This is a genomic window from Sphingomonas sp. TF3, assembly GCF_003985085.1.
Classification (GTDB): Bacteria; Pseudomonadota; Alphaproteobacteria; order Sphingomonadales; family Sphingomonadaceae; genus Sphingomonas.
In genome coordinates, this window is sequence record NZ_RWKS01000037.1 from 1 (window position 1) to 21,380 (window position 21,380).

Annotated in this window: 29 protein-coding genes; 8 read left to right on the forward strand and 21 right to left on the reverse strand. The window is 65.5% G+C overall.

Annotated features, from left to right (window positions below; all coding sequences use genetic code 11):
- Positions 1 to 389 precede the first annotated feature (389 nt).
- Both pip and EJC47_RS19340 read right to left on the reverse strand, forming a co-directional pair.
- Entirely contained in the window at positions 390 to 1,343 is a 954-nt protein-coding gene (gene pip / locus EJC47_RS19335; protein ID WP_126849383.1) for a prolyl aminopeptidase, read from the reverse strand.
- A 45-nt stretch (positions 1,344 to 1,388) separates the two neighbouring features.
- Positions 1,389 to 2,978: a cisplatin damage response ATP-dependent DNA ligase gene (locus tag EJC47_RS19340; protein ID WP_126849384.1), complete on the reverse strand. Its 1,590-nt coding sequence runs from the start codon at positions 2,976 to 2,978 to the stop codon at positions 1,389 to 1,391.
- Between the two features lie 49 nt (positions 2,979 to 3,027).
- Between EJC47_RS19340 and EJC47_RS19345 the strand changes: the two genes are divergently transcribed.
- Positions 3,028 to 3,858, forward strand: coding sequence for a metallophosphoesterase (locus EJC47_RS19345; RefSeq protein WP_126849367.1), 831 nt, complete (start codon positions 3,028 to 3,030; stop codon positions 3,856 to 3,858).
- 4 nt (positions 3,859 to 3,862) lie between these two features.
- Here EJC47_RS19345 and EJC47_RS19350 read toward each other — a convergent pair whose 3' ends face one another.
- The 3 genes from EJC47_RS19350 to EJC47_RS19360 all read right to left on the reverse strand — a co-directional run bounded on the left by EJC47_RS19350 (position 3,863) and on the right by EJC47_RS19360 (position 5,360).
- Complete coding sequence (locus tag EJC47_RS19350) at positions 3,863 to 4,354, reverse strand: Dps family protein (RefSeq protein WP_033965460.1); 492 nt, start codon at positions 4,352 to 4,354, stop codon at positions 3,863 to 3,865.
- Positions 4,355 to 4,462: 108 nt separating this feature from the next.
- Positions 4,463 to 5,026: a TMEM165/GDT1 family protein gene (locus EJC47_RS19355; RefSeq protein ID WP_033965461.1), complete on the reverse strand. Its 564-nt coding sequence runs from the start codon at positions 5,024 to 5,026 to the stop codon at positions 4,463 to 4,465.
- 10 nt (positions 5,027 to 5,036) lie between these two features.
- Positions 5,037 to 5,360: a hypothetical protein gene (locus EJC47_RS19360; RefSeq protein WP_033965462.1), complete on the reverse strand. Its 324-nt coding sequence runs from the start codon at positions 5,358 to 5,360 to the stop codon at positions 5,037 to 5,039.
- Between the two features lie 172 nt (positions 5,361 to 5,532).
- Between EJC47_RS19360 and rpmG the strand changes: the two genes are divergently transcribed.
- On the forward strand, positions 5,533 to 5,700 hold the full coding sequence (gene rpmG, locus EJC47_RS19365; RefSeq protein WP_010162189.1) for a 50S ribosomal protein L33: 168 nt from the start codon (positions 5,533 to 5,535) through the stop codon (positions 5,698 to 5,700).
- A gap of 117 nt (positions 5,701 to 5,817) precedes the next feature.
- Here the strand turns inward: rpmG and EJC47_RS19370 are convergent, their stop codons facing one another.
- Together EJC47_RS19370 and EJC47_RS19375 are read right to left on the reverse strand one after the other, a co-directional pair.
- Positions 5,818 to 6,012, reverse strand: coding sequence for a hypothetical protein (locus EJC47_RS19370; protein ID WP_033965464.1), 195 nt, complete (start codon positions 6,010 to 6,012; stop codon positions 5,818 to 5,820).
- Positions 6,013 to 6,040: 28 nt separating this feature from the next.
- Positions 6,041 to 6,403, reverse strand: coding sequence for a response regulator (locus EJC47_RS19375; RefSeq protein ID WP_126849385.1), 363 nt, complete (start codon positions 6,401 to 6,403; stop codon positions 6,041 to 6,043).
- Positions 6,404 to 6,437: 34 nt separating this feature from the next.
- Between EJC47_RS19375 and EJC47_RS19380 the strand changes: the two genes are divergently transcribed.
- From EJC47_RS19380 to EJC47_RS19390, 3 genes are read left to right on the forward strand one after another with little or no spacing between them, the layout of a single operon-like run.
- Entirely contained in the window at positions 6,438 to 6,713 is a 276-nt protein-coding gene (locus tag EJC47_RS19380; protein ID WP_126849368.1) for a DUF3572 domain-containing protein, read from the forward strand.
- Positions 6,710 to 7,360: an HAD family hydrolase gene (locus EJC47_RS19385; RefSeq protein WP_126849369.1), complete on the forward strand. Its 651-nt coding sequence runs from the start codon at positions 6,710 to 6,712 to the stop codon at positions 7,358 to 7,360. Before EJC47_RS19380 ends, EJC47_RS19385 begins: the two co-directional genes overlap by 4 nt.
- Positions 7,353 to 7,817: a RidA family protein gene (locus EJC47_RS19390; RefSeq protein WP_126849370.1), complete on the forward strand. Its 465-nt coding sequence runs from the start codon at positions 7,353 to 7,355 to the stop codon at positions 7,815 to 7,817. Before EJC47_RS19385 ends, EJC47_RS19390 begins: the two co-directional genes overlap by 8 nt.
- A 103-nt stretch (positions 7,818 to 7,920) precedes the next feature.
- Here EJC47_RS19390 and EJC47_RS19395 read toward each other — a convergent pair whose 3' ends face one another.
- The 4 genes from EJC47_RS19395 to ispG form a co-directional block, all read right to left on the reverse strand.
- A complete protein-coding gene (locus EJC47_RS19395; protein WP_126849371.1) occupies positions 7,921 to 8,400 on the reverse strand; it encodes a GNAT family N-acetyltransferase in 480 nt (159 codons plus the stop codon).
- Complete coding sequence (locus EJC47_RS19400; RefSeq protein ID WP_126849372.1) at positions 8,397 to 9,302, reverse strand: DMT family transporter; 906 nt, start codon at positions 9,300 to 9,302, stop codon at positions 8,397 to 8,399. Before EJC47_RS19400 ends, EJC47_RS19395 begins: the two co-directional genes overlap by 4 nt.
- Before the next feature lie 40 nt (positions 9,303 to 9,342).
- On the reverse strand, positions 9,343 to 9,819 hold the full coding sequence (locus EJC47_RS19405) for a retropepsin-like aspartic protease family protein (protein ID WP_033965473.1): 477 nt from the start codon (positions 9,817 to 9,819) through the stop codon (positions 9,343 to 9,345).
- A 128-nt stretch (positions 9,820 to 9,947) separates the two neighbouring features.
- The gene (gene ispG / locus EJC47_RS19410; protein WP_126849373.1) at positions 9,948 to 11,072 is read right to left on the reverse strand and encodes a flavodoxin-dependent (E)-4-hydroxy-3-methylbut-2-enyl-diphosphate synthase; all 1,125 of its coding nucleotides are present in this window, start codon (positions 11,070 to 11,072) and stop codon (positions 9,948 to 9,950) included.
- 101 nt (positions 11,073 to 11,173) lie between these two features.
- Between ispG and EJC47_RS19415 the strand changes: the two genes are divergently transcribed.
- The 3 genes from EJC47_RS19415 (at position 11,174) to EJC47_RS19425 (ending at position 14,205) form a co-directional block, all read left to right on the forward strand.
- Positions 11,174 to 12,316 (forward strand): acyltransferase family protein, encoded by a 1,143-nt coding sequence (locus tag EJC47_RS19415; protein WP_126849374.1) that lies wholly within the window; start codon positions 11,174 to 11,176, stop codon positions 12,314 to 12,316.
- On the forward strand, positions 12,313 to 13,227 hold the full coding sequence (locus tag EJC47_RS19420; RefSeq protein WP_126849375.1) for an isoaspartyl peptidase/L-asparaginase family protein: 915 nt from the start codon (positions 12,313 to 12,315) through the stop codon (positions 13,225 to 13,227). Before EJC47_RS19415 ends, EJC47_RS19420 begins: the two co-directional genes overlap by 4 nt.
- Before the next feature lie 102 nt (positions 13,228 to 13,329).
- Complete coding sequence (locus tag EJC47_RS19425; protein WP_126849376.1) at positions 13,330 to 14,205, forward strand: S1/P1 nuclease; 876 nt, start codon at positions 13,330 to 13,332, stop codon at positions 14,203 to 14,205.
- 133 nt (positions 14,206 to 14,338) lie between these two features.
- On the opposite strand, the gene EJC47_RS19430 is transcribed toward EJC47_RS19425, so the two are convergent.
- The 10 genes from EJC47_RS19430 to ybgC all read right to left on the reverse strand — a co-directional run.
- Positions 14,339 to 15,295, reverse strand: coding sequence for an alpha/beta hydrolase (locus EJC47_RS19430; RefSeq protein ID WP_126849377.1), 957 nt, complete (start codon positions 15,293 to 15,295; stop codon positions 14,339 to 14,341).
- Positions 15,292 to 15,561, reverse strand: coding sequence for a hypothetical protein (locus tag EJC47_RS19435; protein WP_126849378.1), 270 nt, complete (start codon positions 15,559 to 15,561; stop codon positions 15,292 to 15,294). The genes EJC47_RS19430 and EJC47_RS19435 overlap by 4 nt, the downstream gene beginning before the upstream one ends.
- A complete protein-coding gene (locus tag EJC47_RS19440) occupies positions 15,548 to 15,763 on the reverse strand; it encodes a toxin-antitoxin system HicB family antitoxin (protein ID WP_126849379.1) in 216 nt (71 codons plus the stop codon). Before EJC47_RS19440 ends, EJC47_RS19435 begins: the two co-directional genes overlap by 14 nt.
- A gap of 10 nt (positions 15,764 to 15,773) precedes the next feature.
- Positions 15,774 to 16,676 carry an SPFH domain-containing protein gene (locus EJC47_RS19445; RefSeq protein ID WP_126849380.1) on the reverse strand — a complete coding sequence of 301 codons (903 nt, stop codon included), beginning with the start codon at positions 16,674 to 16,676 and terminating at the stop codon, positions 15,774 to 15,776.
- A gap of 162 nt (positions 16,677 to 16,838) precedes the next feature.
- Positions 16,839 to 17,339, reverse strand: coding sequence for a peptidoglycan-associated lipoprotein Pal (gene pal / locus EJC47_RS19450; RefSeq protein WP_033963920.1), 501 nt, complete (start codon positions 17,337 to 17,339; stop codon positions 16,839 to 16,841).
- Positions 17,340 to 17,392: 53 nt separating this feature from the next.
- Complete coding sequence (tolB, locus tag EJC47_RS19455; RefSeq protein WP_126849381.1) at positions 17,393 to 18,838, reverse strand: Tol-Pal system beta propeller repeat protein TolB; 1,446 nt, start codon at positions 18,836 to 18,838, stop codon at positions 17,393 to 17,395.
- An 8-nt stretch (positions 18,839 to 18,846) separates the two neighbouring features.
- On the reverse strand, positions 18,847 to 19,752 hold the full coding sequence (locus EJC47_RS19460; protein WP_126849382.1) for a cell envelope biogenesis protein TolA: 906 nt from the start codon (positions 19,750 to 19,752) through the stop codon (positions 18,847 to 18,849).
- Positions 19,749 to 20,186, reverse strand: a complete 438-nt coding sequence (tolR, locus tag EJC47_RS19465; RefSeq protein WP_010405075.1) for a protein TolR — start codon at positions 20,184 to 20,186, stop codon at positions 19,749 to 19,751. The genes EJC47_RS19460 and tolR overlap by 4 nt, the downstream gene beginning before the upstream one ends.
- Before the next feature lie 47 nt (positions 20,187 to 20,233).
- Positions 20,234 to 20,923 (reverse strand): protein TolQ, encoded by a 690-nt coding sequence (gene tolQ / locus EJC47_RS19470; RefSeq protein ID WP_126849386.1) that lies wholly within the window; start codon positions 20,921 to 20,923, stop codon positions 20,234 to 20,236.
- Positions 20,924 to 20,931: 8 nt separating this feature from the next.
- Positions 20,932 to 21,380: tol-pal system-associated acyl-CoA thioesterase (ybgC, locus tag EJC47_RS19475; RefSeq protein WP_312845359.1), on the reverse strand; the 449-nt coding region annotated here is incomplete at its 5' end.

Genomic DNA, 21,380 nt, shown 5'->3' on the forward strand with positions numbered 1-21,380 from the left:
CTACAAAGAAGCCAGAATACACAGGCTCAGATATGTCGCACCGAATACAGCTATCACTCCTGTTTATTTATCAGAGACTTGACTCTGAATATCAAAAGAGCACTATCGGGGTCTTCTCGAACGGGAGATGAACCATGCTGTCGAAGCTCGTAAAGATAGTGTCTTTGGGATCGGTTATTGTCGGTGCCACGATCGCACCCGCAGCTGCACAGTATCGGCGTCAAGATTACGTAGTCATTTGGTACACGGACGAGAATGAGACGACCATTTCGGGTCAACGGGTCGTCTTTTGCGACGGTGGTAGTGTCCGGGTCGGCACGCCCACTTTATATGAAGAGACCATCTATTACGGTTGCGGTTGAAGCCGCATAAGAAGAGACAATTCCGATCTAACCGTCCGCAAACCGGTCGGTCGCGCGGATCAACTGGTCGAGGATGCCGGGCTCGTTATAGGCATGCCCCGCACCCTCGATCAGATGGAACTCGGCTTCGGGCCAGGCCTGGTGCAACGCGAAGGCGTACCGCGCCGGGCACGGCATGTCGTAGCGACCGTGCACGATCGTGCCCGGAATGCCCGCCAGCCGCCCGGCATTGCGCAGCAACTGGCCCTCTTCCAGCCAGGCATCATGCGCGAAGAAGTGATTTTCGATCCGCGCGAAGGCCAGTGCGAAATGCCCGTCCTGGAACGCTTCGCTCAGCGCCGGATCGGGTAGCAAAGTAATCGTCTCGCCTTCCCAGATCGTCCATGCCTTGGCCGCTTCGAGCCGCGCTTGCGCATCATCGCCAGTCAGGATGCGGCGATAGGCCTGCACCATGTCGCCGCGCTGATCTTCGGGGATCGGCGCGAGGAAGCCCGCCCATTTGTCCGGGAACATCTCGGACACGCCGAATTGATAATACCAGTCTCGCTCCGCCCGGGTGACGGTGTAGATGCCGCGCAGGATCAGCGCGCGTACCCGTTCGGGATGCGTTTCGGCATAAGCCAGCCCCAGCGTCGATCCCCACGATCCGCCGAACACCACCCACTGCTCGACCCCGACCAACGCACGCAACCGCTCGATATCGGCGACCAGATGCCAGGTCGTGTTGGCGTCTAGACAGGCATGCGGCGTCGATTTCCCGCAACCCCGCTGGTCGAACAACAGCACGTCATAGCGTGCCGGATCGAACAGCCGACGATGGCTTGGCGAAATGCCGCCACCCGGCCCGCCATGCAGAAACACCGCGGGCGTTGCTCCCGGCGTACCGCAGCGCTCGTAATAGACGCTGTGCCCATCGCCGACATCCAGCATGCCGGTCGTATAGGGTTCGATTTCGGGATATAGTGTGCGCAGGTCGGTCATCGAGCGAGCGATAAAGCCGCAATCGCGCCGTGTCACGTCGCCGCCTCAGGTGATCATCCGCTTGAGTGCGGCCACGGTATCGGCTTCGGCGGCGGGTTTATCGGTACGGATCCGCGCTATGCGGGGGAAGCGCATCGCCACCCCGGATTTGTGGCGTTTGGATGCGTGGATCGAATCGAACGCGATTTCGAGCACCAGCGTCTTTTCCACCTCGCGCACCGGGCCGAAGCGCGCCGTGGTATGGTTGCGCACGAACTGATCGAGCATCTTCAATTCGTCGTCGGTGATGCCCGAATAGGCCTTTCCCACCGGCAGCAGCTCGCCCTGTTCGGTCCAGCAGCCAAAAGTGTAGTCGCTGTAGAAAGACGATCGCCGCCCGCTCCCGCGCTGGGCATAGAGCATCACGCAATCGGCGGTCAGAGGGTCGCGCTTCCATTTGTACCACAGCCCGGTCTTGCGCCCGCCGACATAAGGCGAATCGCGCCGCTTGAGCATCACCCCCTCGATCGCGGCATCGCGCGCGCCCGCGCGTATGCCTTCGAGCGCGGAAAAATGTTCAGCGGCAATGACGGTGCTGAGATCGAACCGTCCAGCATCGAGCTGCGGGACGAACGCCTCCAGTCGCCTGCGGCGCTCGCTCCACGGAAGGCCCCGCAGATCCTCCTCGCCATCGTAAAGAATGTCGTAGAGCCGCACGAACGCCGGGGCTTCGGCCAGCATCTTCGCCGAAACCACCTTGCGCCCCAAACGCTGCTGCAAGGCGTTGAAGCTCGCGGCCCCCCCTTCTTCGGTTGCCGCCCCTTGGGCGTCGCCCTTCACCATCAATTCGCCGTCGAGCACGCCCGGCGTCGCGAAATCGCGCGCCACTTCGGGGAAGCTGGCGGTGATGTCGTCGCCGGTCCGGCTGTACAGCCGCGTTTGCCCGGCGACATGCACCAATTGTACGCGGATGCCGTCCCATTTCCATTCGGCGGCATAATCGGCGAGATCGACGCGCAAATCCTCCAGCGGATGCGCCAGCATGAACGGGCGGAACACCGGCACGTCGGCGCTGGTCGGCTGGTCGCCGCGCCCCTCCGCCCAGTCGAACAGCGCGGTATAAGGCGGCGCGATCCCGTGCCACACTTCCTCCACCGCCTCGACATCGAGCGCGAACGCCTGCGCCAGCGCCGTTTTGGCGAGCCGCGCGGAAACCCCGATCCGCAACGCCCCCGTTGCCATCTTGAGCAGGGCAAAGCGTTCATCGGCGTCGAGCCGGTCGAGCATCGCGGCCAGCACGGCGGGGGTATCCGATCGCGACAATGCCGCCAGCCGATCGACTGCCTGCGCGATGCCGAGTGGCTCCGCATCCGGCACCACCAGCGGCTTGGGCCACAACAAGGCGACGGTTTCGGCGGTATCGCCGACATAGTCGCGGCTCATCCGGAACAGCACGGGATCCACGCGTTCCTCGATCAATGCCCGAATCACCGCCGGTTTCACACCGGGAAGGTCGAGTTCCCCGGTCAGCGCCGCCATCGCCCAGCCGCGATCGGGATCGGGCACCGCGCGCAGATAATCGACGATCAGCTTCAGCTTCGCATTGCGCGAGCGGGTGTAGATCAGCCCGTCCAGGAGATCGGCAAAAGCACGCATCGTCGCAGCACCATGGCGCATCGCGTCCCGTCCCGCTAGCAGTCCCGCCATGTCGCGTATCCTTCGATTCGTCGCGGGCCTGGTCCTGATCGGGCTCGCTCTGCTGCTTGGTGCCTATGTCGCCTCCCGCGCCGATCCGATCGTCCGCCGCACAACCGTCACGTTGCCGGATTGGCCAAAGGGTGCGCCGCCGATCACGCTGGCGCTGTTGACCGACATCCATCTCGGCAATGCCAGCATGGACCGCGCGCGGCTCGATCGCATCGTCGATCAGGTCAACGCGCTGAAGCCCGATCTGGTTCTGATCGGCGGCGACTTTCTGGCCGAATATAACAAGTCGCAGGCGGTGGCGCGGTCTCGGCTCATCGCCGAATCGCTTTCGCGGTTGAAGGCACCGCTCGGCACGGTAGCGGTGCTTGGCAATCACGATTACAACACCGATCCGAAAGCCGTCACCAACGCACTATCGCGGATCGGCATCCCGGTTTTAGAAAACACTGCGATCCAGCGCGGGCCAATCGTGATCGGCGGGCTCGGGGATTTCGACACCAATCACGCGGACGTTGCAACAACGACCGCAGCGATGGCCAAACTGCACGGAGCCAATGTCATACTGACCCACAGCCCAGACGCCCCAACTCCGTTGCCAACTACAATCCGGCTCTTGCTGGCCGGGCATCTGCACTGCGGGCAAATTGTGCTGCCGCTGGTTGGTCCGATCAGTGTCTCAGCGGGGCAGCGGCGCTATCTGTGCGGCGTCGTCCACGATGGCCCGCGGACGGTGGTGGTGTCGGGTGGCCTCGGCACCAGCAACGCGCCGCTACGTGTCCACGCGCCGCCGGACCTGTGGCTCGTCACCGTCGGTCCGGCGAAGCGTTAAGGCGTTAGCCCTTGCGGCTAGCCTCGAACAGGAACCAGGCGCGGCGCTCGGCCTGATCGGTCCAGTCGTCGATGACGGCGCTGGTCGCATTGTCCTTGGCCGCATCGGCCAGGTCCTTGGCTTCGCGCAGCGCTTCGACCAGCTTGAGATTGTCGTCGCGCAATTCGCTCAGCATCGCTTCGGGCGCGACGAAATCGGCGTCATTGTCCTTGATCGTCTGGTGGCGCGCAATGTCGCCGATCGAGCGCAGCGTGGTCTGGCCGATCTTGCGTACGCGCTCGGCAATATCGTCGGTCGCGGCAAAAATCTGGGTGGCCTGTTCGTCCAGCATCAGGTGATAGTCGCGAAAATGCGGACCCGACACGTGCCAGTGAAAATTCTTGGTCTTGAGGTAGAGCGCGAACGAATCCGCGAGAATGCCGTTAAGCGCCTGCGACACCGTCTTGACGGCATTGGTCTTCAAATCGGTGGGGGTCTTGAGTGCGTCGGCGGCCATGATCTACTCCATTCGCAGGCAGAATATTTGGTTCGGTGCTGCAACGAAGCGATAGCCGATTGGCTCCCGGTCGGCTTGGATAAAATTACGATCTCAGCGATCGGATCGCTAGATGAGCCGTAGCGCCGACAACGCCTGCACCGCCCCCGCCAGCGTCAACACCGTCGCCGCGCCCAGGCGCAGCGCAGTGGTCGGCAGTTTGCGCAGGCCCCGTTCGCCCAGCAGGGTCGCGGGCACAGTCACCGCCAGGCTACCGATCGTCGCGCCGATCCCGGCGAAGGCCGGAGTGGTGGCCTGCGTCGCAAAAGCGGCCGTGATGAATTGTGTGCGATCGCCAAAGCCGAGCACGCCCACAGCCACAAGGCTCGACCCAAACGGCCCCAGCCGCCAGCGGCGTGCTTTAGCGGGCTTGCTAGGCCAGAAGCCGGCGACGCCGCCCGACAGCAAGGCCAGTGCCAGCAACAGCCCCTGCGCATTGGGCGACAGCATCGGTGCCACCAGGATCCCGCCCACGACCCCCACCGCATTGCCGAACGCCAGCGCCAGCGCAACGCCCGCGATCACCGCGCCCTTTTCGTCATACCGGTCGCCCAGCGCCGCAACAGCCCACGGCGTGCGATCGCTTACTTGCGCCAACAGCGCCGCGACGATGGCGGCCATCAGAACGTCCATTGCTTCCGCTTCAACCGGCCAGGCGAACCGAGCAGGCCGCGGCAAAGGTTTCGCAAGCGTGGGAATCGTGGCGATCGGACGATACCGCGTCGCGCAGGATCGCGATCCAGCCGAGCACTAGCGCGCCGCGCTCGCCCCGCGCCAGCGCTGCATCGATGGCATGGGTCACTGCGACCGCAGGATACAGGCCATAGGCCTGCGCTGCCGCGCGAATCGAATCGACCTCCGCCGCCAGCGCGGCGGTTGAGGCGGCGCTCGCGCGCATCCCGACCATCGCGACTCGCGCGGCGAGTTCGGCCTGGGCTATTGCGATTGCGCTGTCAGGTGCCGCCATATTTCGTCCCCTCTGACGTGCATCTTGCGCGCGCGGTGGTAAACACGCGCTTAAGCCCTGCCGAATCGTCCCGTCGTGCTTGACATCACGCGCTGCTTCCTTCATCGGGCGACGCTTAAGAGCGGCGACCGGTTCGCCGCTTTTGCATTTTCAGATCACAGGAATTCAGGTCATGGCAAAGCCGACCACGGTCAAGATCAAGCTCGTCAGCACGGCGGACACTGGTTTCTTCTACACCACCAAGAAGAACCCGCGCACCAAGACCGAGAAGCTGAGCTTCAGCAAATATGATCCCGTCGTGCGCAAGCATGTCGAGTTCAAGGAAGCCAAGATCAAGTGATCGCGCGGGCGGCATAGCCCGCCCGTCTTTCACACCCGCGCCGCACTGCGCGGAGGTCGCGAGCTTGAGCCGCAAGGGCAACCTTGCGGCTTTTCTGCGCTGTGCACCGTCGATCGATTACGGTTGGATGATGCGCACCAGCCATAACGCCAAGCCAAGAACCAGATACACCCCCGCCCCGATACGGGCCGCCGTCGAATAGCCCTGCCGCCATAGGAACCAGTAAAACACGATCGGTAGCAGGATCAGGCCCAGCATCAACGGAACACCGATTCTGCGATACGCCGGCGCTGCGATATCCGAATCGGTCAATGCTCATCTCCCCGGAGTTTGGAACGACTTAGACCAACGCCGCCACCGCATCCACGAAGCGCATCAGCGAAATCGGCTTTGACACATAGGCATCGGCACCCGCTGCGCGGATCCGCTCCTCATCTTCGCGCCCGGCATAGGCCGTCACTGCCATAATCGGGATATCGCGCAGGGCTTCATCGGCCTTGAACTGCAGGATCAGATCATAGCCGCTCAGATGCGGCAGCTGGATATCGGTCACGATCAGGTTGGGCGCGAACACGCGCGCGCGCGCCACCGCTTCGCGCCCGTCGCGCACGCCCTCGGTCACATATTCGTGCGCGCGCAGCAGATCGCAGAAAAGTTTGAGGTTGAGTTCGTTGTCCTCGACAACGAGCACCCTTTTTGCCACGCCCAAATCCTGGTCCATGGAATTTCCCTAAGCAATGCGCGCCCGAGAAACAAACCCCGAACCGGCCGAACTGGCGCTACGCGCGCTGGTGTGGACGCTGGGCGAGCCGGACCGGGCGCTGCGCCTGCTCGACGTGACCGGCATGACCCCCGCCGATTTGCGGACGCGCGCGGGCGAACCCGCCGTACTGTCGGCAGTGCTCGGCTTCCTGGAATCGTACGAACCCGATCTGATCGCCTGCGCAAACGGGATTGGCGAGCGGCCCGAAGCGATCGTCGCGGCGCGCGCCGCGCTGGAGACTGCCGCATGAAGGGCCTGCTGATCTGCGATTGCGACGAAGTGCTGCTGCACATGGTGCGGCATTTCGGCGTGTGGCTGCGCGAGCATCATGACATCGATTTTACCGCCAATGGCGGCGATTTCGCCACCAGTATGACGCGCATCTCGGGTGGCTCCGCCCCGACGCGCGAGGAGATGTGGGGCCTGCTCGAGGGTTTCTTTCCCGCCGAGATGAGCCGCCAGACGCTCGTCCCCCACGCGCGCGAGGCGCTAGCCGCGCTGTCGCAAGTCGCCGATGTCGTCATCCTGACCAACCTCGCCGACCACAATCGCGAACCGCGCGTCGCGCAATTGCTCGGTCACGACATGGCGTACCGCGTCGAGACCAACCAGGGCGGCAAGGGCGATCCCGTCGCGCGGCTGGTCGCCGAACATGGCAACCCGGTCACGGTGTTCGTCGATGATCTCGCGGTGCACCACGCCTCGGTCGCCAAGCACGCGCCGCAGGTGCACCGCCTGCACATGATTTCCGAGCCCTCGCTCGCCCCTAACGTGCCCCCCGCGCCCGACGCGCATGTCCGCATCGATGATTGGCAGGCGGCGCAAGCGTGGATCGCCGATCGTTTCGCGGCCGGAGTGCCTGCCGCCTTATCCCCCGAAAGGACCCAGCATGACTGACCGTATCGACCGCAAGCTCGCAGAACTCGGCCTTGCTTTGCCTGCCGCCGCCGCCCCGGTCGCATCCTATGTGCCGACGGTCGATGCGCACGGCCTGCTCCACATTTCCGGCCAATTGCCGTTCAAGGATGGCGCTGTCATCACCGGGCGGCTGGGCGAGTCGGTCGATCTCGCAGCCGGTGCCGCCGCCGCCCAGGCGTGCGCGCTGATGTTGGTCGCACAGATCAAGGCGGCCCTTGGCGGGCTTCACCGCGTCGAGCGGATCGTGAAGCTCGGCGTGTTCGTCAATTCGACCGCCGATTTCACCGACCAGCCAAAGGTCGCCAATGGCGCGTCGGACCTGATGGTCGCCTTGTTCGGCGAAGCCGGCAAGCATGCCCGCAGCGCCGTCGGCGTCGCGTCGCTGCCGCTCGGTGCCGCAGTCGAGGTCGACGCGATCGTACAGATCGCGGTCTGATCGCAAGACGATCGTGCTCCTGTGCAGGCAGGAGCCCAGGGCAACGCGCGATCCGCTTGCAATCCTGGGCTCCCGCTTTCGCGGGAGAACAGACCTTCGCCCCTCAGCCAGGCTCCGCCAGCGTCGCCAGCGCCTCCCCGGTGACGCGGTACACCGTCCATTCCTTCATCGGCAGTGCGCCCATCGAGCGATAAAAGGCGATCGCCTTCTCGTTCCAGTCGAGCACCGACCATTCGAAGCGCGTGCACCCGCGTGCCACCGCCAGCGCCGCGAGATGCTTGAGCAACGCCTTGCCGACGCCCGCCCCGCGCGCTTCAGGCGTGACGTAGAGATCCTCCAGATACAGCCCACGCCAGCCGGTCCAGGTCGAGAAATTGTGGAAGAACAACGCCATGCCGACCGGCTTGCCGTCCAATTCGGCAATCACCGCCTCGGCGGCGGTATGCGCGCCGAACAGCGCGTCCTGCAATAACGGCTCGGTCGCCACCACCTTGTCGGGCTCGCGCTCAAATTCGGCGAGTTCGCGCACCAGATGCAGGATCAGCGGCACATCGGCAGGGGTGGCAGGGCGGATATGGGTCATGCGGCAGCCTCGGTTTGCGGGGCGGCGGCGGCATGGCCGCGCACCGCAGCGACGCACCCCGCGATGATCAGCGCCGCCCCGAGGGTCGTGTAGAGCGACACCGTCTCGCCGAACACCCACCAACCGAGCAAAGCCGACCACAGAAAGGCGGTATATTCCACTGGTGCCAGCACCTGCGCCTCGGCCCGACCGTAAGCCCAGGCGAGCGCCATTGCAGAGACCGAGCCCAGCACCGCCGCCGCGCCGATCTGCGGCCATTGCGCCACCGTCGGCAGCCCCGAAAACCACGGCGCGCCGACCAGCAGTAATCCCCCGAGCACGATGCTGGTAAACAGGGCGACCTCCAGCGGATCCGCTACTTGCGCCTGCTGGCGCAGCAGGATCAGGCTATAAGCATAGAAGATCGAGGCGGCGAAAATGGCGATCGACCCCAGCACATGCGCGGTCGAGGCATGCGCCTGCACCTCGCCCGCAGCGATCACCAGCACCCCGGCGCTCGCCACCACCGAGCCAAGGATCGCCCCGCGCCGGATCGTCTCCCCCAGCAGCGCGGCCGCGAAATACAAGGCGATCAGCGGCGCAAGAAAGGTCAGCGCCACACCCTGCGCCATCGGCACCCGCGCGAGGCCCCAGAAGAACAGCAGCACCGATACCCCCGCGGTCGCGCCGCGCAGCACATGCAGCCGCAACGCCGCCCGCCCCGGCCACGGCCGCCGTCGCACGACGAATACCGTGCCGAGCAGCGCCACACCCACCACCGATCGCCACAACACCGCCGAATAGGCCCCGCTGGCGATCGACAGCCCCTTCATCAGCACGTCCATCGTCGAATAGGTGGCGATGCCGATCGCGGCGACGGTAAAGGCGAGCGTGGCGGAAACGGGCTTCATGGCGCTGGGCATAGCGGCCTGCACCCTCAGCGTCACCCTTGCGCCGGCTCGCTCATTCCAGCGTCATGGTGTCGTCGGCTATTTTCACCGAGCCAATGTGCCGCAGGTAATTCTGGCCGAGCAGCGACATCTCGCTGTCCTGAAGCACGACCGCGCGCACGTCACTCGCGCGCTTGCCGTCCAGCACGATGGAGGCGATTCGCACTTCCTGCCCGCGAACATCGCCCGCAGCGCCTTTCCCGATCACGGTGAATTGGGCGGGATCGAACGCGACATGCGCGCGTCGTGCATCGTCCAGCGTCAGCGCGACGGTATCGGCACCGGTATCGACGAGGAAGCGAACCGGCTCGTCATTGACATTGGCGACGGCGAGGAAGTGCCCGCTGGGACTGCGTGCGATCCGGGTCGCGACGGGCATCTCGGCGGGGGGCGTCGCTGCCACGACAGCGATCGGGGCAGGTCGCGCAGCAGGAAGCGCAAGGCCAATGCCAATGCCTGCAAGAACGACAAGGCCAAGCGCGATTTTCATGACGGCTTGATAGCGCGTGGCTCCTTAGGGTCGGGCTAAGCCTTGTGCCTAAGGAGCCGTCAACGCGGGCGGAACGGGGGCTTGCCCCATACCCAGCATCCCGGGCGCGCAAGGCCCGGCGCGCGTTCCTATTCCGCCGCCACCGCGACTGCCGCCTCATGCGCCTCGATCGCCGCGGCCTTTTCCTCGACCAGCTTGACGATATGCTCCAGCATGTCCTCGCTGTTCACGGTGTGGTCGGTCACGCCTGACAGATACACCATGTGCTTGCCATTGCCGCCGCCAGTGAGGCCGATATCGGTCTCGCGCGCTTCGCCGGGGCCGTTGACGACGCAGCCGAGCACGCTCAGCGACATCGGGGTGCGGATGTGCTGGAGCCGTTCCTCCAGCGCCTGCACCGTGCGGATCACGTCAAAGCCCTGCCGCGCGCAGCTTGGGCACGACACCACGCGCACGCCGCGATTGCGGATGCCGAGCGCCTTCAGGATCTCGAAGCCGACGCGCACTTCCTCCTCGGGCTCGGCCGAAAGCGAGACGCGCAACGTGTCGCCAATGCCGTACCACAAAAGCGAGCCGATCCCGATCGCCGACTTCACCGTGCCGCCGACGAAGCCGCCGGCCTCGGTAATGCCCAGATGCAGCGGGCAATCGACCGTCTCGGCCAGTTGCTGGTACGCCGCCACCGCCAGGAACAGGTCGGACGCCTTTACCGCCACCTTGAATTCGTGAAAGTCGCGGTCCTGCAGCAGCTTGATATGGTCGAGCGCGGATTCGACCAGCGCCTCGGGGCACGGCTCGCCGTACTTTTCGAGCAGATCCTTTTCGAGGCTGCCAGCATTCACGCCGATGCGAATCGCACAGCCATTGGCCTTGGCAGCGTTGACGACTTCGTTGACGCGCTCGGCCGAGCCGATGTTGCCGGGGTTGATGCGCAGGCACGCAGCGCCGGCATCGGCGGCTTCGAGCGCCCGCTTATAGTGGAAATGGATATCGGCGACGATCGGTACGCGACTCGCGCGGACGATCTGCTTCAGCGCGGCGGTGCTCTCAACATCGGGGCAGGACACCCGGATGATATCGACGCCGGCGTCTTCGCAGCGGCGGATCTGGTCGATCGTCGCCTTGGCATCGCTGGTCGGGGTGTTGGTCATCGTCTGCACGGTGACCGGCGCGTCGCCACCGACGGGGACGTTGCCGACCATGATCTGGCGGCTCTTGCGGCGGGTAATGTCGCGCCACGGGCGAACGGACATGGAGAAATTCCTCTGGGTTGCGGTGCCCCTATAGCGCCGTCCTGCGCCAACCGAAACCGCTAGAGTTTGCGCCCGCAAAGACAACACCCTAGGGCCCCCGGATGGAACGGCATTACGGACTGGACTGGTTGCGCATCGGCGCATTCGGCCTGCTCATCCTCTATCATATCGGCATGGTCTTCGTCCCCTGGGGCTTCCATGCCAAGACCGCGCAGCCGCTGCCATGGGTGGTGGTGCCGATGCTGGCGATCAACAGCTGGCGCCTGCTGCTGCTGTTCGTGGTGTCGGGCTATGCCAGCCGCGCGTTGCTGGTGCGCGGGGATGGCACCAAGGATTTCGTCGCCAATCGCACGCTGCGGCTGATCCTGCCCTTGCTGTTCGGGGTGGTGGTGATCGTGCCGGTGCAGCCGTGGGTCGAACTGGTCACCCAGCACGGCTATCCGCATGGCTTTCCCTATTTCCTCGGGCACGATTATTTCCGCTTTGTCACCATCAGCGGCATCGCGCTGCCGACTTGGCAGCATCTGTGGTTCGTCGGCTATCTGTGGATCTATACGTTGCTGCTGGCGCTGGCGGTCGCATTGGTCGGGCAACGGAGCCTCCAGCCTGTGTTCGACCGCATGTTTGGCGGCGTGCTGGTGTGGTTGATCCCGGCGGTGTGGCTGGTGGTGGTCAGCGCGTGGCTGTTCCCCGGCGTCGCGCCGACCAACGATCTGGTCGGCGATCTGGTGTCGCACGCGCAATATCTGCCAGGCTTCTTGTTCGGCTTCGCGCTTGCTGGCTCCGCGAGCGGGCTTGCAGCGATGCGGCGGTGGTGGCCGTGGGCGCTCGTCACCGCATTGGTTTGCTACGCGCTGGTCGCGGCAATCGAGCTGCGCTGGCCGAACAGCGCCAGCCCGGCCTGGCCGTGGGGCCTCCTGTTCGCCAGCGCCCGCGCGGTACAGGGCTGGAGCATGATCGTCGCACTGATCGGCCTCGCCGATTCCTATCTCAATCGCGATCACCCGTGGCGACGCGTGCTGACCGAAGCGGTGTTTCCCTTCTACCTGATCCACCAGACGATCATTGTCGGGGTCGAGGGCTGGCTGCTCCACTTCGGCCTGCCGCGCGCTGCGGAATTCGCTATCCTGCTGGTGGCGACGCTCGGCGGCTGCTGGATCTTTTATGCGGTGGGGCGCGAAATCGGCTGGTTGCGGCCGCTGATCGGCCTGCGACCGCGCCCTCGTAAGGAAGGGATGCGATGAGCTGGACGTTGGTGCTGCACGGCGGCGCGGGGCAAATGACGCGCGACACGATCACCCCTGCGCAGGCCGAGGGCGCGCGCGCGGGTCTCGGCCGCGCGCTCGATGCCGGGGCCGCGATCCTCGCAGATGGCGGAGCGGCGCTCGACGCGGTCGAAGCGGCGGTGCGCGTGCTGGAAGACGACCCGCACTTCAACGCCGGGCGCGGGGCTGCGTTGACTCGCGCAGGCGTGGCCGAGCTTGACGCCGCGATCATGGACGGGCGCGACCGGGCGGCGGGTGCTGTGGCGGGCGTTACGACCGCGCGCTACCCGGTGTCGCTCGCCCGCGCGGTGATGGTGCACAGCCCGCACGTGTTGCTCAGCGGCGCGGGTGCCGAAACCTTCGCCCGCGAACAGGGCTGCGAGCCCGCAACGCAGGACTGGCTGATCCTGCCCGAACGCCGCGCGCAATTGGACGAGATGCTCGGCGGCGGCGGCGCGTTCGACGTCGACATGAAATATGGCACGGTCGGCGCGGTAGCCTGCGATGCGGCGGGCCATGTTGCGGCGGCAACCTCGACCGGTGGCGTGACCGGCAAGAATTGGGGCCGCATCGGCGATTCGCCTTTGATCGGGGCTGGCACCTATGCCGATGACCGCGCGGGCGCGGTGTCGTGCACTGGCGCGGGCGAGTTCTTCATCCGTGTGAACGTCGCGCATGAAATTTGCGCGCGGGCGCGCCTGGCAGGCGAATCGCTCGAGGTTGCGGCTCAGGCCGTGCTGTCAGAGGTCGCCGCGCTCGGCGGCACCGGTGGGGTGATCGTCACCGGCCCCAACGGGGAGGCGCTGTGGCACTTCACCACCCCCGGCATGTACCGCGCGCGCCTCGGCTCCGACGGCCAGCGCGACGTCGCCATCTTCGGCGACGACTGAAATTCCCTCTCCCATCGGGAGAGGGAGGGAGCCGCAAGGCGGCGGGAGGGTGAGGGACGATCACGCCTTTCGCGATGCCCGCCACACGACTAAAGCCATCCCATGACCTGTATCCGTCGCGTTCGCCCCGGCTTTGCCGTTCTCGCCACCCTGCTGGCCGCCACCGTCGCCGCGCCCGCTTCGGCCTATTGGGAATATGGCCATCAGACCGTTGCCCGCATCGCCGAAGCCAATGTCCGCCCCAAGACGCGTGCCGCGATTCGCGACCTGCTCCGCCATTCCGACCTGCTCGGTACGCCCGAGTGCAAGGCCGCGACCATTGCCGAAGCCAGCGTCTGGGCCGATTGCGTCAAGCCGCTCAAGGATGCGAACGGCAAATCGCGCTTCGGCTATGCCTATACTTGGCATTTTCAGGACGTGAACATCTGCCACCCATTCGATCTGGCGGTGCCGTGCAAGGACGGCAATTGCGTCTCTGCGCAAATCACGCGCGACGTCGCCTTGCTCAAGAACCGTCACGCACCCGAAAAGGATCGCGTCGAGGCACTCGCTTTCCTGATCCACTTCGTCGGCGATCTCCACCAGCCACTTCATGCCGGCGAGAAGGACGACAAGGGCGGCAATGACGTGAAGGCGGTGTACGGCAGTTACAGCCCGCCGCGGCTCAACCTGCACAGCATCTGGGACGGCTATCTCGCCGAACGTGCGATCACTACCGGCCCGTCACTGGTGCACCGCTATCCGGCCGCCGTGCGCGCGAAAGTCGCCGCGGGGGATGTCACCGACTGGAGCCGCGAAAGCTGGCACGTCGCGCATGACGCAGCCTATGGCAGCGCGATGGCCGACCCGTGCGCGCCGACCCCGGCGCGGGTGACACTCGACGAAGCGACGATCGAGAAGCTCGTGCCCGTCGCCCGGCTCGAGGTCGAACGCGGCGGCCTGCGCCTCGCCAAATTGCTCGACGCAGCGTTGGGGTGAGACCACTCGACCCCGCCTTCCGTTCGCCCTGAGCTTGTCGAAGGGCACCCTCCCCCACGCAACGGCGCGTGCCGCGGAGGGGGTGGGCTTCGACAGGCTCAGCCCGAACGGTATGGGGCAGCTCGCACCCGCGCTACCGCCCCATGAACGTCGCGACCGCGTCCGCCACGCTAGGAGAAATCGGCAGCGTCGCATCGCGATAGGTGGCAAGGTTGGCCGCGCGATCGTCGCTCGCCACTGGCCGCAGCACGTGGTTGATGCCGGGCAGTAGCGTCAGCATCGCCTTGGGCTGGGCGCGATGCAGCGCCTCGGCATCGGCGGCGCTCACCTGTATGTCGCGCGTGCCCTGCAGAATCAGCACCGGCAGTTTTACCGCAGCAACAAGCCGTGCGGGATCGTGCGACAGCAAATCAATCCAATAGCCCTGCAAACGGTCAGGAAACAGCGTCTGCAGCGGCACGGGCAATTGCGTCGCGTCGATTCGTTTGCCCGCCTCCAGCGACGCAATCGCCGCATCGGCGGCGGGCAGCAGCGGCGCATTGGCCGGGTTCGCCCGCAATTGCTCGCGCAGTACCGTCCCCATCGGGCGGCCGACGCTCGACACCAGGATCAACCCGCAGATCCCGACGGGGCTCTGCGCGGCCTGCAACGCGACCAACCCGCCCTCGCTATGGCCGAGCAGCCAGATGCACGCGCGCCCGGTCCGGGCGCGTGCGACCTTGCTCCACGCCTGTACGTCGGCGGCATAATCGGCGGTGGTTACGGCATTGGGGTCGGCCTGCGCCGCCTTGCTGCCGAACAGCCCGCGCTTGTCGATGCGCAGCGTGGCGATGCCCTTGGCGGCGAGCGCCTCGGCGAGCTGGCGATAGGGGCCGCCCGCCACGCCCAGCGGATTGTTGCCGTCGCGGTCGGTCGGCCCTGACCCCGGGATCAGCAGAACCAGCGGGGCCTTGGCGTCGGGATCGAGCAGCGTCCCCGCGAGCGCCCCTTCGGGGCCCGGTGCGGTGAGCTCGATCGGCATCGGGGTCGTGGCGACCGCAGGAGAGGCGACCAGCGCTGCGGCCAGAGCGAGAAGCGTGGCGCGGATCATTTGCGCGTTCCCCAATGCCAGCCCAGCCCGCCCTGCGTCTTGCGGATCGCGATCATCGTGAACAGCCCGACCAATGCCACGCCGATGCCGATTTGCGCAGTCTGATCCCGCAGGAGCAGGATGTCGGCGCTCAACAGGCCAGCAAAAACGATCGTGGCCACCCAGCCCTGCCACGTCACCGGCGTGACGCCGAAGCCAAACATGTGCGGCACGAACCAATAGCCCTTTTCGACCCGGTAATGGTCGACCAGATCACGCGTCTTCATGGTCTTCTCCCTTGGGTGGGCGCCCGCGCCGGGGCGGATTTGGGGCAGCGAGTTTCACGCCGCGCTTGGCCAGCGCCTCGCGCAGGAGGCATTCGAACTCGGCATTGACGCTCCGCAAATCGGCCGCCGCCATCCGCTCGACCGCCGCGTACAAAGCGGGGTCGAGACGCAAGGGAAACGCCTTTTTGGGGGGAGCCGCCAACGTACGCGCCCTATTGGTAAAGCGAGCCGGCGTTGACGACCGGCTGGGTATCGCGCTCGCCGCACAACACGACCATCAAATTGCTGACCATCGCCGCGCGACGTTCGTCGTCCAGTTCGACCACGCCCTTGGCGGAGAGCAGATCCAGCGCCATCTCGACCATGCCGACCGCGCCCTCCACCAGCGTCTTGCGCGCCGCGACCACCGCCTGCGCCTGTTGCCGCCGCAACATCGCGCCCGCGATTTCCGGGGCATAAGCCAAGTGCGTGAAGCCGCATTCGTCCACGGTGATGCCCGCCGTCACCAACCGCGCGATCAATTCCTGGCGCAGCTCCGCTCCGACCTGATCGTGATTGCCGCGCAGTGTCACTTCCTGATGCTCATAATCGTCATAAGGGTAGCGCGCGCCGATGGTGCGCACCGCCGCCTCGATCTGGACGATCACGAACGCCTTGTAATCGTCGATATCGAACAGCGCCTGCGCGGTATCGGTCACGCGCCACACGACTTGCGCCGCGATCTCGATCGGGTTGCCGCGCAGGTCGTTCACCTTCAGCCGTTCCGAAATCATGTTGTTGGCGCGCAGCGACACCTTCTTGCGCCCCAGCCACGGCAACAGCCAGCGCAGGCCGGTATTGCGATCGGTGCCCTTATACGCGCCGAACAGCGTGATCGCCGTCGCCTGATTGGGCTGCTGCATATAGAAACCGCCGGACACGAAAACGAACACGATGCTCGCCACCGCCACGATCGGCCCGCCCAGATCGGCTTGGTGCTTGAGCAACGTCACACCGAAAATTCCCAGCGCCAGCGACGCCAGCATCACCAGCAGCATCGCATAGCCGCTCGACGTCGATGCGCCATGCTCGCGCGACAGCGTCAGCGCGGTGTTGCGTGTACCCGACTCGACCATCTGTTCCTCCCGTTAAATATGATATCATATTTATATCGAAGTCAGGTGCGCCGCAAGAGGGCGAAAGGACGGAGGCGAACGGGTGACAGACAGCAAAAGGGCGACGCCGGCAAAGCCGACGCCGCCCTTTGTCTCAACCCCGCCAAGGCGGAGCAGGCGATCTCAATTGAGAACGATGGTAACCGCGCGGCGGTTCTGTGCCCAGGCAGCTTCGTCCGAACCCAGTGCGATCGGGCGTTCCTTGCCGTAGCTGATCGTCGAGATGCGACCCGGCGCAACGCCGCGCGCAGCCAGATAATTCTTGGCGGCGAGCGCACGACGATCCCCCAGCGCGAGGTTATATTCGCGCGTACCGCGCTCGTCGCAATGGCCTTCCAGGCTCACTGGCACGTTGGGGTAACGCGTCAGCCACTGCGCCTGGCTGTCGAGGATCGAACGTGCCCGGTCATCCAGCGAGAAGCTGTCGAGCGCGAAATTGACGGTGTTGCTGGTGACCGAACGCTCGAAGTCGGCGCGCGAACCTGGCGCGATGCTGCCCTGGCCGGCATTGGGATCGACGACCGACGGGCCGGGCGCAGGCGGAATGACCGCAGGCGGCTTCTTGGCGCAAGCCGCAGTGAACAATGCGGTCCCGATCAGCAGCGAGGTCGTCAATTTAGCCATGTCAGCGTCTCCTTAGGGGAAAGGTGGTGATACAAGCGTACACACAATTTGCGTCAGGGGCGTAACGGTCCCCAGGCGGGATCGGATCCATCGAGCACCGTCGGAACGCGGCGAACGTTCACCCCCGTGAGATCGACCGACCACAAATCGGCGCGCCCGTTCCCGCCACCGCTCGAGCGGAAGAACATCAGCACGCGGCCATTGGGCGACCAGCTTGGCCCTTCATCCTGCGCACCGTCGGTCAGCAATTGCTCATTGCCGCCGGCCGGGCTCATGATGCCGATGCGGAACGACCCGCCAATCTTGGTGAAGGCGATCAGATTGCCGCGTGGGCTCCACACCGGCGTCGCATAGCGCCCGCTGCCGAAGCTGATGCGCTGCTGCTGCGATCCGTCGGCGTTCATCACGTACAATTGCTGCGTGCCCGAACGATCGCTCTCGAACACGATGCGCGAACCGTCGGGCGAATAAGTGCCGCCGGTGTCGATCGCGGGGGAATCGGTCAGCCGCTGCGGCGTGCCACCGCTCAGCGGCACGCGGTAGATGTCGGTATTGCCGCCGACCGCCATCGAGAACAGCACCCACTTGCCGTCGGGCGATACGCGCGGCGCAAACGTCAAATTGGTGTTGGGCACCAGCAGCCGCTGCCGGCCGCTCGCCAGATCATAAACATAGATGGCCGGGCGATCGTCGACATAGCTCATATAAACGATCGAGCGCTGGTCGGGCGAAAGGCGCGGCGTCAGCGCGATCGCCTGGCCGTTGGTCAGGAAGCGGTGGTTGCCACCATCCTGGTCCATGATTGCCAGCCGCTTGATCCGCTTGCCCTTGGGGCCCGTCTCAGAGACGTAGACGACGCGGCTGTCGAAATACGGGCCTTCGCCGGTCAGCTTCGAATAGACCATGTCGGCGCATTTGTGTCCGGCGCGCCGCCATTCGCTCGGCGGCACGACAAAGCCCTGCCGCGCCAGCTCCGCGCGCGAAAACACGTCATAGAGATAGCAGCCGACCGTCAGCGTGCCATCGCCATTGGCGCGGATGAACCCCTGCACCAGTGCCGACGCCCCCGCCCCACCCCAATAATCGAAGGTCGGCGCGGTCACTTCGGGGAAGAGCACCGGTTTCACGCCCGAATCGAGCGGCTTGAACAAACCGGAGTTGCGCAAGTCGGTGGTGACGATCTGCGCGAGCTGCTGCCCGAGCTGGTCGGTGCGCCCGGCGGGCGTATTCACCACCTCGGACGTCGGCATAACCGGAATGGCGATGCCGAGCGGAGCCGACACGCCGCCCACGACATCGACCACCAATTCCCCTTGTTGCTGCGGGTTGGAGCTCCCGGGCTGGCCCGGTGCCTGGGGTGCCGACGTCCCGGTCTGCGGGGTCGCCTGCGGGCCGCTGGGAAATGGCACAGGCAAGGGAGCCGCTGCGGTCTGCGCCTGGGCTGCCCCAGCGGTGACACCGGCGAGCGCAAGCGCGAAGATCATCTTGTGGAGCATCATCGTCCTTCTCAGCCCGGCATGTGGTAGGTCAGGGTAAACACCTTCCACCCGCGTGGCACGTCATAAAGCTCGAGCGGAAGGCCCCGTAGCGGCGTGCAGCCCATGAAGGTCGCAATCGCGGCACGGTCCACCGCATCGACATAGATGCGATTGTCGTCATCGACGCCGCTGTGCCTTGGCAGGATCGCCGGGCGTGCGGCCAGCGACCCGTCGCGATTAAACTGCAACCGCACATAAGCGACGATCTTCGCCGCGCCCGGCCCGGGAATCACCTGCCGGTTGGCGCAGGGTTGCACTTGCCGCTGGATCGCCGAACCGATGTCTGCGGCCGCCTTGGCATCCATCGTCGCGCCGGGGGCGGCTTGCGACACCTTGGCACGCGACGGCGACTGGGTCAGCCCTTTGCGGAAATCGTCGTCGAGCAGCGATCCGGTCGGGCGCGGCTTGGTCGCTTTCGGGTTGGTACCGGCCGCCTTGGACACCGACGCCTTGGCCTCGGTCTTGGCTGCGGGAGCCGCAGCCTTCACCGGCGGCGTCTTGGTCTTGACCGGCTTGTCCGGCTTTTCCGCCACCGGCTTTTTGGGCGCGGGGACGGGCTTGGGCGCTGGCTTGGGCGGGGGCGCGGCCTCCGGCTGCGGCTTGGGTGGGGCCGGTTCGGGCGTGACCTTCTCAACCTTGGCCGGGGGCGGGGCTTCCTCGGGCGGCCCCGCTTCGGGTGCGGCGGACTGTGCGGGTGGCTCGGGTGCCGCCGGGGCGTGCTGGTCGAGCGCGACATCGTCGGCAAGCGACACTTCGATCGGCTTGTTCTGCGGCGGTGGGGGCGGGGCGCTCGTCCAGGCAAGCGAGAGCAGCGCGAACACCGCGAGATGGCCGACCACAGCCAGCCCCAGCCCCAGTCCGTCACGCCGCGTCATTTGCCGTCCTGGCCGACCGTGACCAGCGCGACGCGGTTGAGCCCGGCGCGGTTGAGTTCGCCCATTACGCGCATCACCCGCCCATAATCGAGCTTGCGATCGGCGCGCAGGAACACTTGCGGCGGCTTGGCGGGATCGGCCTTGGCCGCGATCTGCGACAGAATGTCGGGCAGCAACGCTTCATTCACCGCTTCCTTGTCGACGAACAGCTTGCCGGCCGCGTCGATCGAAATCTGTACCGGCTTCTGGTCCTGGTCGAGCGGCTTGGCGCGGCTGTCGGGCAAATTCACCGGCACGCCCGCCGTCAGCAACGGTGCCGTCACCATGAAGATGATGAGCAACACCAGCATCACGTCGACCATCGGCGTGACGTTGATGTCGGCCATCGGTGCGCGCCGCCCGCGGCCGCGCTGGGAGGGAAGGTTCATCGCCATCGCGGTTTATGCCCCGCCCGCCATCAAGAATGATCCGGAGATCCTACTCACCGCCGAACCTCGACTTCGAGCTGACGGCTGAGCGTGGCGTGAAACGCGTCGGCAAAACGGTTGAGCCGCGCCTCGATGCGATTGATGTTGTGGCTGAAGCGATTGTACGCGATCACCGCCGGAATGGCCGCAAACAGGCCCAACGCGGTCGCGAACAGCGCCTCGGCAATGCCCGGTGCCACCACCGCGAGCGAGGTGTTTTGCGCCGCCGCAATCCCGGTGAAGCTGCGCATGATGCCCCACACCGTGCCGAACAAGCCAACGAACGGCGCGACCGCGCCGACCGTCGCCAGGATATTCAACCGGTCCGACAGCGTATCGATCTCGCTCGCAACCGCCGAGCCCATCGCTGTCCCCAGCCGCTCACGCGTGCCTTCGCGGTCGACATGGCCCCCTGCGGTCGAGCGCCGCCATTCCGCGACACCCGCCGTAAACACGCGCGCGATCGGCAATGTGTTCTCGCTCTCCACGCGATGGAACGCATCGATATCCTCGGCCTTCCAGAAATCCCGCTCGAACCGCGTGATCTGGCGACGCGTGCTGCCCAGTTTGAAGAGGAAACCAAGGATCACCGCCCAGGTCGCGACGCTCGCCAGCATCAGGCCGATCATCACCGTCTTCACCACCAAATCCGCCTGAAGGAACAGCGCGATCGGCGACAGCGTCGTCGCATCGGTATTGAGCATGAATTCGGTCACGAAAGCTGATCTCCTGATGTCGTAACGCCTTCGCCCATCACTTGGGCGAAAGCGGCAATCCAATCCCTGGGCTGGCGCACCGCGCGTCCCGTTGCACCGACCAGCGCTGCGGTCACGTCTGCCTCGGTCAGTATCTCACCGCTGCGCATGACTCGCTGATGAATATCGACCGATGCCGCGCGAACTTTTGCCAGTCGGGTCACAACGAGCAGCGCGTCATCGAGTTTCGCCGGGGCGCGATAGCGGATGTTGAGCGCGGTCACGGCATACGCCCCGCCGCCGCTTTCCTGATGCGCGCGCTGGTCGATGCCGGCTTGGCGCAGCATGTCCGATCGCGCGCGCTCCATGTAGCGCAGGTAATTGGCGTGATAGACGATCCCCGAAAGATCGGTGTCCTCGAAATAGACCCGCAACGCAAACCGGTGTTCGCCCGCGACGATGCGGC